This is a genomic window from Paraburkholderia sp. GAS33, assembly GCF_050436645.1.
Classification (GTDB): domain Bacteria; phylum Pseudomonadota; class Gammaproteobacteria; order Burkholderiales; family Burkholderiaceae; genus Paraburkholderia; species Paraburkholderia phenazinium_B.
In genome coordinates, this window is sequence record NZ_JBNDMP010000022.1 from 36,175 (window position 1) to 56,424 (window position 20,250).

General features: G+C 62.4%; 18 protein-coding genes and 1 pseudogene. 2 read left to right on the forward strand and 17 right to left on the reverse strand.

What is annotated here, in order from left to right; genetic code table 11:
- Positions 1-39: 39 nt before the first annotated feature.
- Positions 40-693, reverse strand: coding sequence for a methionine ABC transporter permease (locus P3T24_RS36930; RefSeq protein ID WP_074263735.1), 654 nt, complete (start codon positions 691-693; stop codon positions 40-42).
- Positions 683-1,717, reverse strand: a complete 1,035-nt coding sequence (locus P3T24_RS36935; RefSeq protein ID WP_429441687.1) for a methionine ABC transporter ATP-binding protein — start codon at positions 1,715-1,717, stop codon at positions 683-685. The genes P3T24_RS36930 and P3T24_RS36935 overlap by 11 nt, the downstream gene beginning before the upstream one ends.
- Positions 1,718-1,963: 246 nt before the next feature.
- Between P3T24_RS36935 and P3T24_RS36940 the strand changes: the two genes are divergently transcribed.
- A complete protein-coding gene (locus P3T24_RS36940) occupies positions 1,964-2,911 on the forward strand; it encodes a lysophospholipase (protein WP_429441688.1) in 948 nt (315 codons plus the stop codon).
- A 69-nt stretch (positions 2,912-2,980) separates the two neighbouring features.
- On the opposite strand, the gene P3T24_RS36945 is transcribed toward P3T24_RS36940, so the two are convergent.
- Together P3T24_RS36945 and P3T24_RS36950 are read right to left on the reverse strand one after the other, a co-directional pair.
- Entirely contained in the window at positions 2,981-3,850 is an 870-nt protein-coding gene (locus tag P3T24_RS36945; RefSeq protein ID WP_429441690.1) for an enoyl-CoA hydratase, read from the reverse strand.
- A gap of 118 nt (positions 3,851-3,968) precedes the next feature.
- The gene (locus tag P3T24_RS36950; RefSeq protein ID WP_429441691.1) at positions 3,969-4,892 is read right to left on the reverse strand and encodes a histone deacetylase family protein; all 924 of its coding nucleotides are present in this window, start codon (positions 4,890-4,892) and stop codon (positions 3,969-3,971) included.
- A gap of 266 nt (positions 4,893-5,158) precedes the next feature.
- On the opposite strand from P3T24_RS36950, the pseudogene mltB reads away from it, so the two are divergent.
- Positions 5,159-6,331 (forward strand): annotated as a pseudogene (gene mltB, locus P3T24_RS36955) (lytic murein transglycosylase B); the annotation flags it as partial.
- A gap of 360 nt (positions 6,332-6,691) precedes the next feature.
- Here the strand turns inward: mltB and cysM are convergent.
- The 13 genes from cysM to hisC all read right to left on the reverse strand — a co-directional run bounded on the left by cysM (position 6,692) and on the right by hisC (position 20,192).
- Complete coding sequence (gene cysM / locus P3T24_RS36960) at positions 6,692-7,594, reverse strand: cysteine synthase CysM (RefSeq protein ID WP_074263732.1); 903 nt, start codon at positions 7,592-7,594, stop codon at positions 6,692-6,694.
- Positions 7,595-7,880: 286 nt separating this feature from the next.
- Positions 7,881-8,273 (reverse strand): ComEA family DNA-binding protein, encoded by a 393-nt coding sequence (locus tag P3T24_RS36965; protein ID WP_074263731.1) that lies wholly within the window; start codon positions 8,271-8,273, stop codon positions 7,881-7,883.
- A 79-nt stretch (positions 8,274-8,352) separates the two neighbouring features.
- Positions 8,353-9,345, reverse strand: coding sequence for an ADP-glyceromanno-heptose 6-epimerase (gene rfaD, locus P3T24_RS36970; RefSeq protein ID WP_429441692.1), 993 nt, complete (start codon positions 9,343-9,345; stop codon positions 8,353-8,355).
- 123 nt (positions 9,346-9,468) lie between these two features.
- Positions 9,469-10,470, reverse strand: a complete 1,002-nt coding sequence (gene rfaE1, locus P3T24_RS36975) for a D-glycero-beta-D-manno-heptose-7-phosphate kinase (protein ID WP_429441694.1) — start codon at positions 10,468-10,470, stop codon at positions 9,469-9,471.
- Positions 10,436-11,839, reverse strand: a complete 1,404-nt coding sequence (locus tag P3T24_RS36980; RefSeq protein ID WP_429441696.1) for a UDP-glucose dehydrogenase family protein — start codon at positions 11,837-11,839, stop codon at positions 10,436-10,438. Before P3T24_RS36980 ends, rfaE1 begins: the two co-directional genes overlap by 35 nt.
- Before the next feature lie 50 nt (positions 11,840-11,889).
- Positions 11,890-13,065: a lipopolysaccharide assembly protein LapB gene (lapB, locus tag P3T24_RS36985; protein ID WP_074263727.1), complete on the reverse strand. Its 1,176-nt coding sequence runs from the start codon at positions 13,063-13,065 to the stop codon at positions 11,890-11,892.
- 61 nt (positions 13,066-13,126) lie between these two features.
- A complete protein-coding gene (locus P3T24_RS36990) occupies positions 13,127-13,420 on the reverse strand; it encodes a lipopolysaccharide assembly protein LapA domain-containing protein (RefSeq protein WP_074263726.1) in 294 nt (97 codons plus the stop codon).
- 332 nt (positions 13,421-13,752) lie between these two features.
- A complete protein-coding gene (locus P3T24_RS36995) occupies positions 13,753-14,076 on the reverse strand; it encodes an integration host factor subunit beta (RefSeq protein WP_074263725.1) in 324 nt (107 codons plus the stop codon).
- Positions 14,077-14,108: 32 nt separating this feature from the next.
- The gene (gene rpsA, locus P3T24_RS37000; protein WP_020068971.1) at positions 14,109-15,842 is read right to left on the reverse strand and encodes a 30S ribosomal protein S1; all 1,734 of its coding nucleotides are present in this window, start codon (positions 15,840-15,842) and stop codon (positions 14,109-14,111) included.
- A gap of 171 nt (positions 15,843-16,013) precedes the next feature.
- Positions 16,014-16,700 carry a (d)CMP kinase gene (cmk, locus tag P3T24_RS37005; protein WP_429409158.1) on the reverse strand — a complete coding sequence of 229 codons (687 nt, stop codon included), beginning with the start codon at positions 16,698-16,700 and terminating at the stop codon, positions 16,014-16,016.
- 34 nt (positions 16,701-16,734) lie between these two features.
- A complete protein-coding gene (gene aroA, locus P3T24_RS37010; RefSeq protein WP_429441698.1) occupies positions 16,735-18,039 on the reverse strand; it encodes a 3-phosphoshikimate 1-carboxyvinyltransferase in 1,305 nt (434 codons plus the stop codon).
- A gap of 18 nt (positions 18,040-18,057) precedes the next feature.
- Complete coding sequence (locus tag P3T24_RS37015; RefSeq protein ID WP_429409160.1) at positions 18,058-18,999, reverse strand: prephenate dehydrogenase; 942 nt, start codon at positions 18,997-18,999, stop codon at positions 18,058-18,060.
- A gap of 80 nt (positions 19,000-19,079) precedes the next feature.
- Positions 19,080-20,192 carry a histidinol-phosphate transaminase gene (gene hisC / locus P3T24_RS37020; RefSeq protein WP_429441699.1) on the reverse strand — a complete coding sequence of 371 codons (1,113 nt, stop codon included), beginning with the start codon at positions 20,190-20,192 and terminating at the stop codon, positions 19,080-19,082.
- Positions 20,193-20,250: the final 58 nt, after the last annotated feature.

Genomic DNA, 20,250 nt, shown 5'->3' on the forward strand with positions numbered 1-20,250 from the left:
TTCTCCAATCCCTTCAAACGGGTTTCGCCAACCCTTGTTTTATTTATGGCTCAGACGCCGCACGAGCCAATCCCCGAAAGACTGCACCAACTGGACAAACACGATCAGGATCAGCACCACCGTCCACATCACGTCCGGCTCGTAACGCTGATAGCCATAACGGATGCCCAGATCGCCAAGGCCACCGCCGCCGATTGCGCCGGCCATCGCCGAGTAGCCCACCAGCGACACGAACGTAATCGTCAGACCGGCGACCACGCCCGGCCACGATTCCGGCAACAGTACCTTGAAGACGATCTGGCTGGTGGTAGCACCCATCGCCTGAGCGGCTTCGATCAGACCGCGGTCAACCTCACGCAGCGCCGTTTCCACCAGACGCGCGATGAACGGCGCCGCGGCGATCGTCAACGGCACGACGGCCGCAGCGGTACCAATCGACGAACCGACCACGATGCGCGTGAACGGAATCACAGCGACCAGCAGGATGATGAACGGCGTCGAACGCACCGCATTGATGACGACACCCATCGAGCGATTCAGCGCGACGTTCTGCAACACGCCCTGACGGTCCGTCAGATACAGCAGCACGCCGAGCGGCAAGCCCACCGCAGCGCCCACCAGTCCGGAGATGCCCACCATGATGAGCGTCTCCCAGAACGACTGGACGAACATATCCAGCATTTCACTCAACATACGACATCTCCTCCACCACCACACCTTGCTCGCGCAGATACGTCAGCGCCTGCGCGACCTTCTCCGGTTCGCCACCGGCGAGCACCGCGAGCGAGCCGAATGCCTGCCCCTGGATCTCGTCGATCTGGCCGTGCAGGATGTTGAAATCGAGCTCGTAGCGACGAATCGTTTCGGACAGGATCGGCTGATCGACACCCGTGCCGGTGAATGCGAGCCGCAGCAGATGGCCGCGGCCAGTCTTTAAACGCTCGGCCACGCGCGCCTTCAGCGCAGGCGGCAGCTCCTGGGCGATCACGTCGCCGATCAGCGCGCGTGTCACTTCGTGATGCGGCTGCAGGAAGACATCGATGACCTTGCCGTGTTCGACGACCTTGCCCGCATCGAGCACCGCGACGCGGTCGCAAACCTGCTTGATCACATCCATCTGATGGGTGATCAGCACGATGGTCAGGCCGAGTTCGCGATTGATGCGCTTGAGCAGTTCGAGAATCGAGCGGGTGGTTTCCGGATCGAGCGCCGAGGTGGCCTCGTCGGACAGCAACACCTTCGGCTTGCTGGCAAGCGCCCGGGCAATCCCCACACGCTGTTTCTGGCCACCGCTGATCTGCGCCGGATAACGGTCTTTCTGCGCGGTGAGGCCAACCAGTTCCAGCAGCGGCAACACGTTCGCGTCGATCTCGTCGCGCTTCATGCCGGCGAGTTCGAGCGGCAACGCGACGTTCTCGTACACGGTGCGCGATGAGAGCAGGTTGAAATGCTGGAAGATCATGCCGATCTCGCGACGCGCCTCGCGCAGTTGCGCGGCGGAGAGCGTCGTGAGATCGCGGCCGTTGACGACGATATTGCCTTCGGAGGGGCGCGTCAGCAGGTTGATGATGCGTACCAGCGTGCTCTTGCCCGCGCCGCTGCGGCCGATGATGCCGAACACCTCGCCCGCCGGAATCGACAGGTTGACGTTGTGCAACGCCTCAACCCAGCCCCGGGGCCCAGCGAAGCGCTGGGAAATATTACGTATTTCGATCATGAAAAAACGAAACGGCGGAACTGCACGCGAGCGTGGATGCGCTCCCGGCAAGCGGCCGCCGTGACTTTTATTTGGGATTTGAGCCGCGATTCTACCGCAGCGTCGACATTCCCTTTAATAATCAATTCCGATCTTTTCATAACTGGGAGGAATTAGAGGCGAGTCCCGCGCGCGGTGCTCGCGCGTGTCACGAGCGTGCGGCTATGATCGGGCGCATCAAAACCACAATGAATAATCACGGCGGATATGGAGACTACTCAGGACAACAATGCTCGGCCGTCGCCTGCGGGTGCGGCAGGAGCAGCGGGCGATGCAAGCGGTGCGGCCGGTGTGGACGCCGTGAAACGAGGCGGTGCGGCCGCGTCGTCGACTGTCACGACCCGCGACGGAACCGAGTTGCCGCTGTACCGTTGGCCCGCCGTTGGCGGCAGGCGGGCGACGGTCGCACTGGTTCACGGGCTAGCGGAGCATGCAGGACGCTACGCGGCGCTCGCCGGTCGGCTGAACGCCGCCGGCATCGAACTGCTCGCCATCGACCTGCGCGGCCATGGCAGCGCGCCCGGCAAGCGGGCCCGCATCGAGCGCTTCGACGACTATCTGCTCGACGCCGAGGCCCTGCTCAGCGTCGCCTCAAACGACAGTACCCCGTTGTTTCTCATGGGCCACAGCATGGGCGGGGCAATTGCCGCGCTATATGCCATCGAGCGTCTGCCGGGCAACGGTCATAAGTTGGCGGGTCTCATCCTGTCGAGCCCTGCACTCGCCCCAGGGCGCGACGTGCCGCGCTGGATGCTGACCATGAGTCAGATCATCAGCCGCGTCTGGCCAGGCTTTCCGGCCATGAAGATAGACGCGGCGCTGCTCTCGCGCGACCCCGCAGTGGTCGAGGCGAATCGCAACGATCCGTTGGTGCACCACGGTTCGATTCCCGCGCGCACCGGCGCGGAGATTCTGCTGGCAATGCAGCGTATCGAGCGCGGCCGTGCGGGCTTGCGTGTGCCATTGCTGGTGTACCACGGCACCGCTGACAAACTCACCGAACCCGAAGGTAGCCGCGTTTTCGGCAAGCATGCCGGTTCGCCCGATAAAACACTCACGCTGCACGAAGCGAGCTATCACGAAACGATGAACGACCTCGACCGCGAGCGGGTGATCGGTGAACTGATTGGATGGATTGAGGCGCATTGCGGTTGAGCCTCGTGTAACCGGTGCGCAGTGAGGGATGACCTGTGCGCGGCGCCAGCACGCCGGACGCTCTCAAACTCAGCGGTGCCAGTCCGGGGCCCGCTTGTCGATGAAGGCCTGGACGCCTTCGAGCGCGGACTCGTCCATCATGTTGCAAGCCATCGTCTGGCCAGCGAGCTGATAGGCTGCCTCGACGCCCATCTCGAGTTGGCGGTAAAAGAGGCCCTTGCCGGCGCGTACCGCCTCGACGGGCTTCGCGCAAATGCTCGACGCCAGCGCGGCGACTGCCGCATCGAGTTCATCCGCTGCTGCAACGCGGTTGATGAGGCCTTGCTGACGGGCCTCGTGCGCATCAATGAAGTCGCCGGTCAGCAACATTTCGAGCGCCGCCTTCCGCGACAGATTACGTGACAACGGCACCGCAGGCGTCGCGCAAAACAGCCCCAGATTGACCCCGGATACCGCAAAGCGCGCCGTGTCGGCCGCAACAGCCAGATCGCACATCGCGACCAGCTGGCAACCGGCGGCAGTCGCAATCCCATGTACACGCGCAATCACCGGTTGCGGCAAGCGCTGGATCGCCAACATCAGCTTCGTGCAGCGGCCGAACAGCGCCTGATAGTAGGCAAGCGATGGCTTCGAACGCATCTCTTTCAGATCGTGTCCCGCGCAAAAGGCGCGACCCGCGCCTTCGATCACCACAACGCGCGCATCCGTTTGCGCGATGGACGCTAGCGCGTCCTGCAACGCGTCGAGCAAGGCCTCGGACAACGCGTTAAACGCCTCGGGCCGGTTCATCGTCAAACGCACGACACCGAGGACGCCATAGGCATCATGCGTAACCTCGACGAGTGCGGCGCCGTTTGCCGCCTCAGGAGTTTTGGCGACGCAGGCTTCTGCAGCGCCTGCTCCTCCCCTGCCGGCTTCCGAAGCGCTTGTGCCAGCCATGCCAGAGGTTTGATTATCCGAATGCATCATCCACCCTCGCTTTGGTTCGCCCAGCTCACCCGGCGCTCCGACCTCGCGAAGAAGTCCGCGAACAGCGCTCAGAGGCGCATCGACGCAATCAGATCTCCGCCAGCGCCTTCAAGTGCGCGACCACGCTGCGCCCAAGCGCCGACAGGTTATACCCACCCTCCAGACAGCTCACGATCCGCCCGTTCGCATAGCGGTTGGCGATCTCGCGAACCTGCTCGGTCAGCCACACGTAGTCGGCCTCGACGAGGCCCATATTGCCGAGATCGTCCTCGCGATGCGCGTCGAAACCCGCCGACACGAACACCATCTCCGGCTTGAACGCATGCAGGCGCGGCAGCCACAGCATGTCCACCGCCTCGCGCACTTCCATGCCCTTCGAACGGGCCGGCATCGGCACGTTGACCATGTTGGGCGCCTGATTGTCGGCCCCGGTGTATGGATAAAACGGATGCTGGAAGAAGCTGCACATCAGCACCCGCGAGTCGCCGGAAAAAGCGGCCTCGGTGCCGTTGCCGTGGTGGACGTCGAAATCGATAATCGCCACCCGCTGCAGACCATGCACTTCCAGCGCATGACGCGCCGCGATCGCAACGTTGTTGAAGAAGCAGAAGCCCATCGCACGGGCCGGCTCGGCGTGGTGACCCGGTGGGCGCACGCTGCAGAAGGCGTTGTCGTAGCGTCCCTCGATGACGGCATCGGTCGCGGCCACCGCGGCACCCGCGGCACGCAGCGCGGCTTGCCAGGTGTGCGGATTCATCGACGTGTCCGGGTCGATCTCCGCGTAACCTGCGTCTGGTGAACGGCTCCGCACATAGTCGACGTGCGCCTGGGTATGCACGCGCAGGAGCGCGGCTTCATCGGCAAGCGGCGGCGACTCGCGTTCGATCAGCGCGTCGATCCGGCTTGCGATCAGTTGATCTTCGATCGCCTGCAGGCGCGCTGGACATTCCGGATGCCATGCGCCCATCTCGTGCAGCAGGCAGTCTGCGTGGGAATAAAAGGCTGTTGCCATGATTCTCTTCTGCGACGCGTCGCGCGAACGCGAACCGCGTGTCTCCGTCCAAAGGCGCGCACGTGCGGCGCGCCCAACACCATCAAGTTACCACACCCTCTGCACGCTTCGGACTGTAGCAACGGTTCTGCACAGTTCTGCAATGGGCCTCGGGTATACTGCCCCGTAATCTTCTGCCGCCCTCCGACCCCTTCGCACTGCGCTCCCAGTTCACTATGACCGTTAAGCTTGCTCTGTCCGCACGAAACCGGCTATGCATCCAGAACATGGCCGCTGCGCTATCCGTTGCATGGTGCGCGTTCGCGGCAGCCAGTCCGGCCGAGGCACAGACCAGCGTCGCCAGACCTCCGTTGCTGGTCGCGCAAAGTCAGCCCCAGCAGGCGGTACCGCAAGGGCAGACCTTTGAAGAAGAGATCATTCCGCAGCGCTACGCAAACAATCCGGATGTCGACGGCTTTATCAACGACATGGTGGCGCGCTATGACTTCGATCCCACCGCGTTGCACGCGCTGTTTGCCGGCGTCAGCTACTCGGCGACCGCGGTCAAGCTCGTCACACCGGCGCCGTCGACAGCGCCGTCCGTGAAGAACTGGCGCTCCTATCAGGCGCGCTTCCTCGATCCGGTCCGCATCAACGCGGGTGTGCGCTTCTGGCGTAACAACCAGGCCACACTGCAGCGTGCCTATGAGCAATTCGGTGTGCCGCCGGAAGTGATTGTCGGCATTCTCGGCGTGGAAACCATCTACGGGCGCTTCATGGGCAACTTCCGCGTGCTCGACGCGCTGACGACCCTCGCTTTCGATTACCCGAACACCCCGAACCGCGCCGATCGCGAGCAGACCTTCCGCAAGAATCTCGAGGACTATCTGGTCTGGACCCGCGACTCGCAAATCGATCCGACCTCGGTGCTCGGCTCGTACACCGGGGCCATCGGTATTCCGCAATTTCTGCCGAGCAGCATCGTGCAGTATGCGATCTCGTATGACGGCAACAAGCAGATCGATTTGCGCAACAGTCAGGCTGACGCAATCGGCAGTGTGGCAAATTATCTGAAACAGAACGGCTGGGAAAACGGTCGACCGGTGGTGTGGAACATCGGCTCGGATGCCGGCAGCCAGGGCATCGCGCAAGCTGGCGCGGATGGTCAACCCGAACCGCACTGGCCGCTCGAGCAATTGCTGCACGCCGGCATGCTGCTCGATCAGCCGGGCCTCGATATGAACGCCGAGGCCGCCACGCCGGTGACCATCATCGACTTGCCCACGCCCGGGATGCCTACCGAATACAAGCTGGGGTTGAAGAATTTCTACGTGCTGACGCGCTATAACCGTAGCTTCTTCTATGCGCTGTCGGTGTATCAGCTCGGCGAGAGAATCAAGGCGCAACTGGAGGCGTCCGGCGATCTGGACAACAACGGCGCACCTGGGTCGACGCCGCCGGGGTTGGTGCCACAGGGTGCGGTGCCGCCTGGTTCGATGGCGCCAGGGGCGCTGCCGCAGGGTGCGATGCCGCCAAACTCCGTCACTCGGAATTCAATGCCGCCGTCTTCGATGCCAGCGGGTTCGTTGCCGCCCTCTCCCGCACCTGCAACGATGGCTGTGCCTCCTGCGGTCAGCCCGATGCCTCCGCCGATGGGTATGCCTGCGCCGGCGCCGGACTCGTCAGACTCGCAATGAGCACGCGCAACCGGCTTACCGTGTTCGAAGCACGGCCTGAACAAAAAAGCGCCGGTCATAGCCGGCGCTTTTTTGTTTGGCGATGCCCCGTCAAGCGCATCCGCCGCGTTTAATTGAGCTCCATCACGCCGGGAACACGCCCGTCGAAAGATACCGGTCGCCGCGATCGCATACCACGAACACAATGGTCGCGTTCTCGACCTGCCGCGCAATGCGCAACGCCACCTCGCAAGCCCCCGCCGAGGAAATACCGCAAAAAATCCCTTCCACAGCCGCCATCTTGCGCGCCATCGCTTCCGACGCCGCCTGACTCACGTTCTCGACACGATCCACACGGCTGCGGTCGAAAATCTTCGGCAGATACGCTTCCGGCCATTTGCGGATACCCGGGATGCGCGAGCCCTCTTCCGGCTGCGCACCAATAATCTCGATGGCCTGATTCTGTTCCTTCAGATACTGCGACACGCCCATGATCGTGCCGGTAGTGCCCATGGCCGAAACGAAATGCGTGATACGCCCTTCGGTTTCCTGCCAGATTTCCGGACCGGTCGATTCGTAGTGAGCGATCGGATTATCCGGATTCGCAAACTGGTCGAGGATGATGCCCTTGCCTTCGCGCTGCATCTGCTCGGCGAGATCGCGTGCGTATTCCATGCCACCCGTCACCGGCGTAAGCACGATCTGCGCGCCGTACGCAGCCATGCTCTGACGACGCTCGACGGACAGGTCTTCCGGCATGATCAGCACCATCTTGTAGCCACGAACAGCAGCCGCCATCGCCAGCGCGATACCGGTGTTGCCGCTGGTGGCTTCGATCAGCGTGTCGCCCGGCTTGATGCGCCCGCGCGCTTCGGCCTTCTTGATCATCGACAACGCCGGGCGGTCCTTCACCGAGCCCGCCGGATTGTTGCCCTCGAGCTTGCCGAGGATCACGTTGTTGCGGCTGCGGATCTCATCGTCAGGCAAGCGGACAAGCTGGACGAGCGGCGTATTGCCGATCGTGTCTTCAATCGTTTTGTAAGCCATATGGGGTGCTGTCGCTGCGCGGAGTATTGAATCCAACGATTCTAAACCACCGTGCGTCGCCCTGCCGTGCGGCCCTTGTAACGGCATGGATGCATCGTCGCAAAGGTATGCCGATATAACGTATATGTATAAACGGCGTGCAACGCAAAAAACCCGCGGCCGAGTACCGCGGGAGCCAGTCATCTGAGTGACAGCTGAAGGAGTGTTGTATGCCGACTTCACTCCAACCTGAAGGAACGCTAAACGATACGGCGGCGCGCGCATAACCACGCGCCGCCGCATGCGTCTATTTCTTCACCACCACTGCCGCGCTACCCTTTTGCGCACCCGTTGCCGTAGCCGGCTGAGACACTGCGGTCGCAGCGGTCGCGGCGTTGCCCTGCGCAGGCGCCGCAGCCTGTACCCCGGCAGCAGCACCAGCCGGACCGACAGCGAGACCTTCCGCCTGCAGGCGCTCGACGGTATGCCCGCCCATGCCTTTGACACGCTTGCTGAGATCCGTGGGATCCTTGAACGGACCGTGCGCGTCGCGCTCTTCGAGAATGGCTTTCGCCTTGGCGGGGCCAATGCCCTTGATGCCACGCAGCCCAGCCTCGTTGGCCGTATTGATGTCGACCGACGCGTAGGCGTGACCGAATGCGGCGAGCATTGCCGCCGTAACCATGATTTTTCGCAACATATGGAATCTCCCTCTTACAACCTGGCCGGTGACGATCACCGTCCAGGAGATTCCAAGTTTAGAGAGGTCTGCGAATGATTTATAGCTGGCCGAATAGCCAACGTACGTAACGATCGACGCCTTCCTGCACGCTAAGGAACGGCTCATCGTAACCAGCTGCGCGCAGTCTCGTGAGATCGGCCTGCGTGAAGCACTGGTACTTGCCGCGCAGCGCATCGGGAAACGGAATGTACTCAATCAAGCCGCGTTGCACCTGCTCGGCAAGCGAGAGCGGCGCTTCGTTGTTGAGCGCGCGCAACGTGTTGACGACGGTCGTCGCAATGTCGTTGAACGGCTGTGCACGGCCGCTGCCGAGATTGAAGATGCCCGACTTCTCCGGGTGATCGAAGAAGTGCAGATTGACCTTCGTCACGTCTTCCACCGAAACGAAATCGCGCGTCTGCTCGCCGGCCGCATAGCCGTTGTATTCGCCGAACAGCTTGACCTTGCCCTCGGCGCGGAACTGGTTGAAGTTGTGGAACGCAACCGACGCCATCCGCGCCTTGTGCGTTTCGCGCTGGCCGTAGACGTTGAAGTAACGAAAGCCGGCAATCTGGCTTTTCGCGGTGGGCAGCACGCGGCGAATCACCTGATCGAACAGGAACTTCGAATAGCCGTAGACGTTGAGCGGTTGCTCCACTTCGCGTTCTTCCACGAAGCGGCTCGAGCCGCCATACGTCGCCGCGGACGATGCGTACAGAAACTGCACGCCCTGCGCGAGGCACGCGTCGAGTACCGCGCGGCTGTAGCGGAAGTTGTTGTCCATCATGTAGCGGCCGTCGGTTTCCATCGTGTCCGAACAGGCGCCTTCGTGGAAGATCGCGCGGACCTTGCCGAAATCGCCGCGCGCAAAGCGCTCGACGAATTCGGTCTTGTCGAGATAGTCGTCGATCTCGCAATCGACCAGGTTTTTGAACTTGTCGGCGCGCGTGAGATTGTCGACGGCGATGATGCGTTGTTCGCCGCGCTCGTTGAGCGCTTTTACGATATTGCTGCCGATAAAGCCGGCCGCGCCGGTGACGATAAGGGTCATGGTCGTCCTGCGGAATTGAGCTTTACATAGGGTTGGAGCGAGCGCTGAAGCGCCAACTCCAACCGACAGTTTCAATGACACCCGGCGCTCGCGCCGCAAGCGGGCGCGAGGCGGCGTGCGGTATTAGAGAAAGAGTTCGTCGTAGTCGACGGTAGCGGTGCCCAGCTTGCCGACCACGATGCCGGCCGCGCGGTTCGCAAGCGCAACAGCGTCGACGAGCGACAGGCCCGCGCCGAGCATCACGGCCAGCGTGGCGATCACGGTGTCGCCCGCACCCGAGACATCATACACTTCACGCGCAACGGCCGAGGCGTGCAGGATGCCGTCGTCGGAGAAGAGCGTCATGCCCTCTTCCGAGCGCGTCAGCAGCAGCGCCTTGAACTCGAGTTCCGCGCGCAGCTTCGTCACGCGCGCGATCAGATCGTCTTCCGACTTCCATTGACCGACCACCTCGCGCAACTCGGCGCGATTCGGCGTGATCAGCGTGGCGCCGCGATAGCGTTCCCAATCGTCACCCTTCGGGTCGACGAGCACTGGCTTGCCGGCCGCGTGCGCCTTCGCAATCATCTTCGTGACGTGTGTCAGACCGCCCTTGGCGTAGTCCGACATCAGGATCACGTCATGGGAGGACAGCAGTTCGTCAAAGCGCGCCAGGCTCGCGAGCAGTACTTCATGCGCGGGCGTGTTCTCGAAGTCGACCCGCAGCAACTGCTGCTGGCGTGACAGGACACGCAGCTTGATGGTGGTCAGCAGAGCAGGATCGCGTTCCAGATGCGGTACCACGCCGCTGTCACCGAGCAACTGGATGATTCGCTCACCCGGCTCGTCATGACCGACCACGCACAGCAATCCCGCCTGCGCGCCGAGGGCGACGGCATTGCGCGCCACGTTGGCCGCGCCGCCGAGGCGATCTTCCTGCTTCTGCACATGCACGACAGGCACCGGTGCCTCAGGTGAAATACGGTTGACGTCGCCAAACCAGTAACGGTCAAGCATGACGTCGCCCACCACCAGCACACGTGCACCGCCGAGCCTCTCGCGCGGTACCGCGATGGGCGCAGAAGTGGACACGGTGGTTTCGTTGACGGACTCAGACATCGGCTGGGAGTTCGGAGGGTTGGGCATAAGGACGTCCAATCGAGTGGTAATCGATGCCCAGTTCGGTCATCGCTTCCGGTTCGTAAAGGTTACGGCCGTCGAAAATGAGCGGCGTCTTCAGCACCGATTTCAGGTGCAGGAAGTCGGGGCTCTTGAACTCCTTCCATTCGGTGACGATCACCAGCGCGTCCGCGCCTGTGAGCGTTTCGTCCTGCGTGCTCGCGAAGTGCAGACGGGCCCGTTGCTCGGGCGCGTCGTGCAGGTCGATCGCGAACACCCGGCGCGCTTCGTTGAGCGCAACAGGATCGTACGCGCGCACCTTGGCGCCGCGAGCCAGAAGTTCAGCAATGATGCGCCGGCTCGGCGCTTCACGCATGTCGTCGGTGTTCGGCTTGAACGCGAGACCCCACACGGCAAACGTGCAGCCGCTCAGGTCTTCGCCGAGCGTGCCGGTGATCTTGCGCACGAGCACTTCTTTCTGCTCGTTGTTCACTGCTTCGACGGCTTCGAGAATGCGCAGATTGTGGCCGCTTTCACTGGCAGTACGCACCAGCGCCTGCACGTCCTTCGGGAAGCATGAGCCGCCGTAGCCGCATCCGGCATACAGGAAGTGATAGCCGATGCGCGGGTCCGAACCGATGCCGCGACGGACCGCTTCGATATCGGCGCCAACGCGGTCAGCCAGATTCGCCATCTCGTTCATGAACGAGATGCGCGTGGCAAGCATCGCATTGGCGGCGTACTTCGTGAATTCCGCCGAGCGCACATCCATGTAGAGCGTGCGTTCGTGATTGCGGTTGAACGGCGCATACAGGCGCTTCATGAGTTCGCGGGCACGTTGGCCGGCTTCGTCTTCGTCGTGGCCTAGCACGATACGGTCGGGGCGCATGAAGTCATCGACTGCAGCCCCCTCCTTGAGGAATTCCGGATTCGAGACGACCGAGAAGCGATGCTGGTCGCTGCCGGCCAAACCGCGCTTCGCCAGTTCCTCCTGCACGACCGCGCGCACGCGTTGCGCGGTGCCGACCGGGACCGTCGACTTGTCGACAATCACCTTGAAGCCGTTCATGGTGCGGCCGATATTGCGCGCCGCTTCAAGGACGTACTGCAGGTCAGCCGAGCCGTCTTCATCAGGCGGCGTACCGACCGCGATGAACTGCACTTCACCGTGCGCCACGCTCGCTTCGACGTCCGTCGAAAACGTGATGCGCCGTGCAGCCCGGGTACGGGCGATGATTTCCTGCAGGCCCGGTTCGTGGATGGGGACGCCACCGTTGTTGAGGATTTCGATCTTGCGCGGATCGACGTCCAGGCAGAAAACGTCGTGACCGATTTCGGCAAGACACGCGCCAGTGACAAGCCCGACATAGCCCGTGCCGATGATGGTGATTTTCATACGCGTTCCGGTTATGGGTTCCGGTTATGTTACCGGTGATGGTTTCCGGGTCAGCTCGACGCCGTGATCGGTTCGACCCGGCGCGGCGCATAGGTTTCCCACCCGCTGCAACCCGGACACTGCCAGTAGAAAAGGCGTGCCCGGAAACCGCAATTCTGGCACGTATACCGTGGCAGATTTTTGGTGCGCTGCCTGATCAGCGTGCGCATCAGTTCGAGTTCGCTGCGCCGCGGTTCTTCCGCCGTGGCCTGCTGCGCTTCGAGCAGGCGCGTCATGCCCGCCAGATTGGGCGACTTCTGCATCTGCGAGCGCGCGAGCGTGTGCGCCGCGTCCTGCCCGCGCAGGGCCGCGACGTACTGGTAGGCGACATCGAGCAGATCGTTCGTGGGATAGCGGTCGACCCACGTCGTCAGCAGATCCGCCCCGTCCTCCGGACGTCCGAGCGCCTCGTAGGCCTTCATCAGCTTCTCCGCGACGAGCGGCAGATATGAAGAATTCTGCTCCTCGACCTTGCGCCACTGCGCGATCGCCGCTTCCTGCGCGCCGCCTGCCATATCCACGTCGCCAAACAGAATGGTGGCGCGCACGCTGTGCGGGTTCGCCTTCAACGCCAGATGCAACTGGCGGCGGGACTCTGCGGGATTCTTTTGCTGCAACGCTTCCTGCGCCAGCTCGCAGTGGAATTGGCCGATTTCCTTGTCCAGCGATTCAGCGCCCATCGTTTCGAGGTGGCGCGCGGTGTCGATCGACTTGTTCCAGTCCTTCTCGATTTCGTAGATGGTGAGCAGCGCACGCTGCGCACCCAGCGCGTAATCGCCGGTTTCGAGCGAGCGGAACGTCTCTTCCGCCCGGTCGAGCAGACCTGCCTTCAGAAAATCCTGGCCCAACTCGTAGAGCGCGTGATCGCGCTCGGTGACGGGCAGGTCGGCGCGGCTCAGCAGATTTTGATGCACGCGAATCGCCCGATCAGTCTCGCCGCGACGACGGAACAGGTTACCAAGCGCGAAATGCAGTTCGATGGTTTCTGGATCGAGCTTGACGACCTCGATGAACGCATCGATAGCCTGGTCCGGCTGTTCGTTAAGGAGAAAATTGAGGCCACGGAAGTATGAACGCGGCAGGTTGGCGCTCTCGGACAACAGCGTCTTGAGGTCGTAACGCGCGGCCATCCAGCCGAACGCGAAAGCGACAGGTATGACGAGCAGCCACCAGAAGTCTAGATCCATGCGATTGGTCGGGAGTACAGAAACAAAAGCCGCGCGCCACGGGCGCACGGCATGGGAAAGCCTAGATCAGCGGCGGCAGCGGCGGGGTTTCGACCACCACAGGCGCCTCGCGTGCCACGCGCAACTCGCGCTTGAGACGGCCGTTCTCGAGCCGCAACCGGACCAGCGCCGGTACCGCCGACACAAGCCCCGCCAGAAGGCCGACCACAAAGAACGCAAGGCCGATCAGGATCAGCGGAGCGGACCACGCGTAACCGGCCAGGAAATTCAGCGTAGCGGTTTGCGTGTTGGAGAGTGCGAGCACCAGAAGGAGCACGAACACCAGAACGCGGATCAGCCAGACGATAAATTTCATGAATAAGGTCTCTTGACGGCAGTTGCGGGTCGAACGCCGGCTTGATGACGCGCGTCGCGCCACGGTCTTGCCCGCGCCGAAGTGACCCGTATTGTAATTGAAGGCCCTGCGAGTGGGCAGTAACAAGCAGTTTGCACGCGCTTACTTGTGGTTTACCTCTTGAATCGAAGGGACGAAGCCTGCCCAACACTGGCCCCGCATCGGACGCGGACCTTGCGCAATCCGGGCGCAGACGAAAAAAAAGCGCCCGAAGGCGCTTTTTTGGTCTTTTGCCGTCTGGCGTTGGCCGCTGACGCTATTAGCACTACGCGCCGCTTACCGCGCGCAGCCGCTTACAGATCGTCGTCCGGCTCTTCGTCCTTCAATGGCTCGCCCGCGCGGCGGTCTACCCGCTCGCGCAGTTCCTTGCCAGGCTTGAAATGCGGCACGAACTTCTCAGGTACCAGCACCTTTTCGCCCGATTTCGGATTGCGCCCCACACGGGAGGGACGGCGGTTGAGGCCGAAGCTGCCGAAGCCGCGAATTTCGATGCGATGGCCGTTGGCAAGCGCCTCCGACATCGCATCAAGCATCGTCTTCACCGCGAAATCCGCATCTTTAAGTACAAGCTGCGGAAATCGCGTAGCCAGCTGGGCGACCAATTCCGATTTGGTCATACTGCAGCAGACCTCTCAAGAAAACTCAAGGCTTACTGGTTCTGGCCGTCGAGCTTGGCCTTCAACAGCGCGCCGAGGTTCGTCGTGCCGGTTGCAGCCGCGCTCGAATCCGACGAAGCCAGGCCGCGGATCGCTTCCTGTTGCTCAGCCGAGTCCTTGGCCTTGATCGACAGGTTGATACCACGCGACTTGCGATCGATGTTGATGATCATCGCGTTGACCTTGTCGCCTTCCTTCAGCACGTTGCGAGCATCTTCCACGCGGTCCTGGGCGATTTCCGAAGCACGCAGGTAGCCTTCGACTTCCGCCGACAGCTGAACCACTGCACCCTTCGCATCTACCGTCTTGACCACGCCGTCGACGATCGAACCCTTGTCGTTCATTGCAACGAAGTTGCTGAACGGGTCGCCTTCGAGTTGCTTGATACCCAGCGAAATACGTTCCTTCTCGACGTCGATGCCGAGAACGATCGCCTCCACTTCGTCGCCCTTCTTGTACTTGCGAACGGCTTCTTCGCCCGTTTCGCTCCACGACAGGTCCGACAGGTGAACCAGACCGTCGATGCCGCCAGGCAGACCGATGAAGACGCCGAAGTCGGTGATCGACTTGATTGCGCCTTGCAGCTTGTCGCCCTTCTTGAAGTTGCGGCTGAAGTCATCCCACGGATTCGGCTTGCATTGCTTCATGCCGAGGCTGATACGGCGGCGGTCTTCGTCGATTTCCAGAACCATGACTTCGACTTCGTCGCCCAGCTGAACAACCTTCGACGGTGCAACGTTCTTGTTCGTCCAGTCCATTTCCGACACGTGGACGAGGCCTTCGATGCCCGATTCCACTTCGACGAATGCGCCGTAGTCGGTGATGTTGGTGACCTTACCGAACAGGCGCGTGCCCGACGGGTAACGGCGGGAAATGCCTTCCCACGGGTCGTCGCCGAGTTGCTTGATGCCCAGCGAAACGCGGTTCTTTTCCTGATCGAACTTGAGGATCTTCGCGGTGACTTCCTGGCCAACCGACAGCACTTCGCTCGGGTGACGCACACGACGCCATGCGATGTCGGTGATGTGCAGCAGGCCGTCGATACCGCCGAGGTCCACGAATGCGCCGTAGTCCGTGATGTTCTTCACTACGCCTTCCACGATCGCGCCTTCCTTCAGCGTTTCGAGCAGCTTTGCGCGCTCTTCGCCCTGGGTGGCTTCGATCACAGCACGGCGCGACAGCACGACGTTGTTACGCTTGCGGTCGAGCTTGATGACGCGGAATTCCAGCGTCTTGCCTTCGTACGGGGTCGTGTCCTTGACCGGACGCGTATCAACCAGCGAACCCGGCAGGAACGCGCGGATGCCGTTGACCATGACGGTCATGCCGCCCTTGACCTTGCCCGTGATCGTGCCGGTCACGAGTTCGTTGTTGTCGAGGGCCTTTTCCAGCGACAGCCACGAAGCCAGACGCTTCGCCTTGTCGCGCGACAGGATGGTGTCGCCATAGCCGTTTTCCAGCGCGTCGATCGCGACGGAAACGAAGTCGCCCGCCTGCACTTCTACCTCGCCCGCGTCGTTCAGGAACTCTTCGAGCGGGATGTAGGCTTCGGACTTGAGACCAGCGTTGACGACCACGAAGTTGTGGTCAACGCGCACGACTTCGGCGGAGATCACTTCGCCAGCGCGCATGTCTTGCTTGGTCAGCGACTCTTCGAACAGAGCCGCAAAAGATTCGGTATTCGGGGTAGAGGTTTGCAGGTCGGACATAAAAATCGAAATTTGCATGGTTTTCGCGGTGCCCGGCTGACCGGATGGTCAAGCAATAACGGCTAGAGTGCGAATGCCACGCGGGGTTAAGGGGTTAAAACACGCTCCACGCCCATGCGCAGAGCACCTACACGACAACGGACTGCTTCTTGCATCTACTGCTTTACAACGAAATTCATGACTGCATTTTCAAGCGATGGGCAAAAGCGCCCGATACCACTGCACCACCTGATCGACCGCCTGGTCGACCGACAACGTGGAAGTGTCGAGCAGCTTTGCATCCGCTGCAGGCTTGAGTGGCGCGGCTACACGCTGACTATCGCGTGCGTCGCGTTCACGCAAATCCCGGAGCAAGTCATCTATATTAGCAGAAAAACCTTTTTGGATCAATTGCTTATGCCGGCGAGCGGCGCGGGCCTCGGCGCTGGCGGTCAGAAACACTTTGAGCGCAGCATCCTGGAAGATCACAGTGCCCATATCGCGGCCGTCCGCAACCAGCCCCGGCTCCTTGCGAAAAGCCCGCTGACGGGCCACCAGAGCGGCTCTCACGGGTGCGTGGACGGCAATCGCCGAGGCCCGTTTGCCGACTTCTTCAGCGCGAATCTCGCTTGAAACGTCGACGCCGTCGAGTTGCGCGAGCCCCTCGCGGAACGTGATATGGAGGTCGTCGATCAGTTTGGCAAGGGCGTCGGGATCGTCCGCCGCGATGTTGTAGCGCTGGCTGGCCAGCGCGGCGAGCCGGTACAGGGCGCCGCTATCCAGCAGATGGAAGCCGAGATTGGCGGCGACCAGCGCGGCCACGGTGCCTTTGCCGGAGGCGGTCGGGCCGTCGATCGTAATGACGGGCGTCTGGTGAAAGGGACGGGTCGGTTTCATCGAAAAAGTCGCGCGTCAGGTCGATTCGGGTGAATCAAGGTTGGGCCAACGCCGTGAAGCGCTCGAAATAGTCCGGGACAGTCTTGGCGACGCACTTCGGATCGTTGATACGCACCGGCACGCCGCCGAGGCTCACCAGCGAGAAGCACATCGCCATGCGGTGGTCGTCGTAGGTGTCGATGGCGGCGTTCGGCGTCAGTTGCTCCGGCGGCGTGACGGCGATGTAGTCTTCGCCCTCGACCACTTTGGCGCCGACCTTGCGCAGTTCGGTCGCCATGGCGGCCAGCCGGTCGGTTTCCTTGACGCGCCAGCTGGCGATGTTGCGCAACGTGGTCGTGCCGTCGGCGAACAGCGCCGCGACGGCAATGGTCATGGCTGCGTCCGGGATCAGGTTGCAATCCATGTCGATCGGTTCCAGCTTGCCGTGGTCATGACCGACGCCGCGCACCTCGATCCAGTCGTCACCCATCGACACGTTCGCGCCCATGCGGATCAGCGCGTCGGCGAAGCCCACATCACCCTGGATGCTGGCCCGCCCCACACCTTCGACGCGCAGAGGACCGCCGCCGAGCGCGCCCGCCGCGAGAAAATACGAGGCGGACGACGCATCGCCCTCCACCATGATCTTGCCCGGCGACTGATAGCGCTGCCCCGCGGGCACCGTGAATTGATGCCAGCCGTGACGCTCGACCTTGATGCCGAAGCGCTCCATCAGCTTGAGAGTGATCTCGACATAGGGTTTGGAGATCAGTTCGCCGTCCACCTGAATCACCGTCACGCCGCTTTCCGTGCGCAGCAGCGGCAAGGTCATCAGCAGCCCGGTCAGGAACTGGCTCGACACGTCGCCGCGCACGCGGATCGGTGCATCGACGGCGATCTGGCCTTCGCGAATCCGCAGGGGCGGAAAGCCTTCGTTGCCCTCGTAATCGATCCGGGCTCCGATCTGCCGCAGGCCGTCGACGAGGTCGCCGATCGGCCGCTCGTGCATCCGCGGCACGCCGTGGATGCGATAGCTGCCGCCGTTGACCGCCAGCGCCGCCGTCAGCGAGCGCACCGCCGTGCCGGCGTTGCCGAGAAACAGGTCGGCGGTCTTCGCGGTAAACGCGCCGCGCGTGCCCGTCACGACGCACTCGTCGCCTTCGCGCTTGAGCTTGACGCCGAGCTTTTCGAGCGCGTCGAGCATCACTCGCGTGTCGTCGGAATCGAGCAGGTTGGTGATCGTCGTTTCGCCTTCAGCAAGCGCCGAGAGCAACAACACGCGGTTCGAAATGCTCTTCGAACCTGGCAGGCGAATCGTGCCGGACGCGCGGGAAAACGGTCCGAGATCGAGGTATTCCATGATTGAGTCCAGTTCCGGTTATTTCGCGGCGTCGGGGGCAGCGGCTAGCGCCGCGCGCTGTTCCTGCCATTCGGTGCGCGCCTCGCGCGAGCGGGCAAATACGGCCTCGAGCGCGGCGCCGTCCGCGGCCTCGACGGCCGCACGCAACTGCGCAAGCACCGCCGTGTAGCCGTCCAGTTCGTCGAGCAGCGCTATACGGTTCGCTACGCAGATGTCGCGCCACATTTCCGGGCTCGATGCGGCAATCCGCGTGAAATCGCGGAAGCCGCCTGCCGCGAAAGAAAACTTCAGCGCTGCGTCGGGAGAATTGAGAATCTGCTCGACGAGCGCAAACGACAACAGATGCGGCAAGTGGCTCACCGAAGCGAAGACACGGTCGTGCTGCGCCGGCGTCATCGCATGCACCGCTGCGCCGGTCGTGCGCCACATGGCGGCGACGCGCTCCACCGCCTCAGGCGGATTCTCCGGCAACGCGCACAGAACCACGTTACGGCCGACGTACAGATCAGGCAAAGCGGCGTCCACTCCGCTCGACTCGCGTCCGGCGATCGGATGGCCCGGCACGAACTGGCTAATCCGTTCGCCCAGCGCGGCGCGCGCCGCGGCAACGACATCGGACTTGGTGCTGCCTGCGTCGGTGACGATGGTAGCCGGGTCGAGAAACGGCGCGATCCGTTCGAGCAGCGGCTGGGTCTGTGCCACGGGCGCCGCCAGTAGCACAAAATCCGCGCCGGACAGCGCCGCACGCAGCGCTGCGTCATCCGAAAGCGAGGCCGTAGCGTCGATCACGCCGAGTTCGAGCGCCCGCGCAGTCGATGCGGACGAGCGGCCCACGCCAATCACGGTACGCGAGCCTGCCGCATCGCCGCGCTCGCGTAGCGCGCGCGCAAGCGAGCCGCCGATCAGGCCGACACCAAAAATCACCAGCTTGTTAAAAGAAAACCCAGCCACGTCGATCACACAGAAAAGCGCGCCATAGCGTGAAACGCCGGCGCGCGGGTCAAAATCTGACGCTCGGTTTCAACGCCTTGCGCCACCACTCACGCGGGCGCAAGCGTCTTTTCGAGCGCCTTGAGAAACGCTTCGTTTTCTTCCGGCAGGCCGATCGTGATGCGCAGCCATTGCGGCAAACCGTAGTTGCCAACCGGACGCACGATCACACCCTGCTTCAGCAGCGCGAGGTTGACGCGGTTGCCGGCGTCGTCGTCATTGCCGACACGCACCAGCACGAAATTGCCCGACGACGGCACATACTCGAGACCGAGCTTGTCGAATCCTTCCGTCAGACGACGATAACCCTGGGCATTGAGCGCCGCGCTCTTTTCGAGGAACGCCGCGTCGTTCAAGGCTGCGATTGCCGCGGCCTGCGCCAGCGTGTTCACGTTGAACGGCTGACGCAGACGGTTAAGCAGATCGGTCAGTTCCGGTTGTGCAATCGCGAAGCCGACGCGCAGACCCGCCAGGCCGTAGGCCTTCGAAAATGTGCGCGACACCAGCAGGTTCGGATAACGACGCACCCAGGCGATCGAGTCGTAGCGCTTTTCCGGCGCCAGATATTCGGTGTACGCCTCGTCGAGCACCACCACGACATTGCGCGGCACCTTGGCGAGGAACGCTTCGAGCGCCGGTCCTTCGATAAAGGTACCGGTCGGGTTGTTCGGATTGGCGACGAAGATCAGACGGGTGTCATCCGTGATCGCGGCCAGCATGGCGTCGAGGTCGTGGCCGTGCTTGACCGCCGGCACGACGATCGCACGCGCGCCCAGACCCTGGGTAGCCAGCGCATAGACCGCGAACGAGTACTGCGCGTAGACGATCGACTGCCCCTTTTCGACAAACGCGTGCGCCGCGATTTCGAGGATGTCGTTGCTGCCATTGCCGAGCGTGATCCAGTCAGCCGGAACATCGTAACGGCCGCTCAATGCCGCCTTCAGCTCGAACGCGTTCGCATCCGGATAGCGGCCCAGTTCACTCGCGGCCTGCACCATCGCACGTTGCGCGGATTCCGGCATGCCGAGCGGATTCTCGTTCGACGCGAGCTTCACGATGTTCGCCTCATCGAGACCGAATTCGCGGGCTACTTCCGAAATCGGCTTGCCGGCGATATAAGGCGCAATCGCGCGCACATAGGAAGGACCGAAAGGGGTTGTCATGAGTATCTCCGGATCGACTATTTGACGTATTGAATAAGGTTCGGCGAGAAGTGCGGCC

Coding starts and splice junctions, on each gene's coding strand:
- P3T24_RS36995 (WP_074263725.1), bottom strand. CDS start 14,076: ATGACCAAATCGGAATTGGTCGCCCAGCTGGCTACGCGATTTCCGCAG.
- P3T24_RS36990 (WP_074263726.1), bottom strand. CDS start 13,420: ATGAAATTTATCGTCTGGCTGATCCGCGTTCTGGTGTTCGTGCTCCTT.
- P3T24_RS36980 (WP_429441696.1), bottom strand. CDS start 11,839: ATGAAAATCACCATCATCGGCACGGGCTATGTCGGGCTTGTCACTGGC.
- P3T24_RS36945 (WP_429441690.1), bottom strand. CDS start 3,850: ATGGCTGGCACAAGCGCTTCGGAAGCCGGCAGGGGAGGAGCAGGCGCT.
- rpsA (WP_020068971.1), bottom strand. CDS start 15,842: ATGCAAATTTCGATTTTTATGTCCGACCTGCAAACCTCTACCCCGAAT.
- hisC (WP_429441699.1), bottom strand. CDS start 20,192: ATGACAACCCCTTTCGGTCCTTCCTATGTGCGCGCGATTGCGCCTTAT.
- aroA (WP_429441698.1), bottom strand. CDS start 18,039: ATGGAATACCTCGATCTCGGACCGTTTTCCCGCGCGTCCGGCACGATT.
- P3T24_RS36940 (WP_429441688.1), top strand. CDS start 1,964: ATGGAGACTACTCAGGACAACAATGCTCGGCCGTCGCCTGCGGGTGCG.
- P3T24_RS36950 (WP_429441691.1), bottom strand. CDS start 4,892: ATGGCAACAGCCTTTTATTCCCACGCAGACTGCCTGCTGCACGAGATG.
- cmk (WP_429409158.1), bottom strand. CDS start 16,700: ATGAAACCGACCCGTCCCTTTCACCAGACGCCCGTCATTACGATCGAC.
- rfaE1 (WP_429441694.1), bottom strand. CDS start 10,470: ATGCCCAACCCTCCGAACTCCCAGCCGATGTCTGAGTCCGTCAACGAA.
- rfaD (WP_429441692.1), bottom strand. CDS start 9,345: ATGACCCTTATCGTCACCGGCGCGGCCGGCTTTATCGGCAGCAATATC.
- P3T24_RS36930 (WP_074263735.1), bottom strand. CDS start 693: ATGTTGAGTGAAATGCTGGATATGTTCGTCCAGTCGTTCTGGGAGACG.
- cysM (WP_074263732.1), bottom strand. CDS start 7,594: ATGGCTTACAAAACGATTGAAGACACGATCGGCAATACGCCGCTCGTC.
- P3T24_RS36935 (WP_429441687.1), bottom strand. CDS start 1,717: ATGATCGAAATACGTAATATTTCCCAGCGCTTCGCTGGGCCCCGGGGC.
- P3T24_RS36965 (WP_074263731.1), bottom strand. CDS start 8,273: ATGTTGCGAAAAATCATGGTTACGGCGGCAATGCTCGCCGCATTCGGT.
- lapB (WP_074263727.1), bottom strand. CDS start 13,065: ATGGATCTAGACTTCTGGTGGCTGCTCGTCATACCTGTCGCTTTCGCG.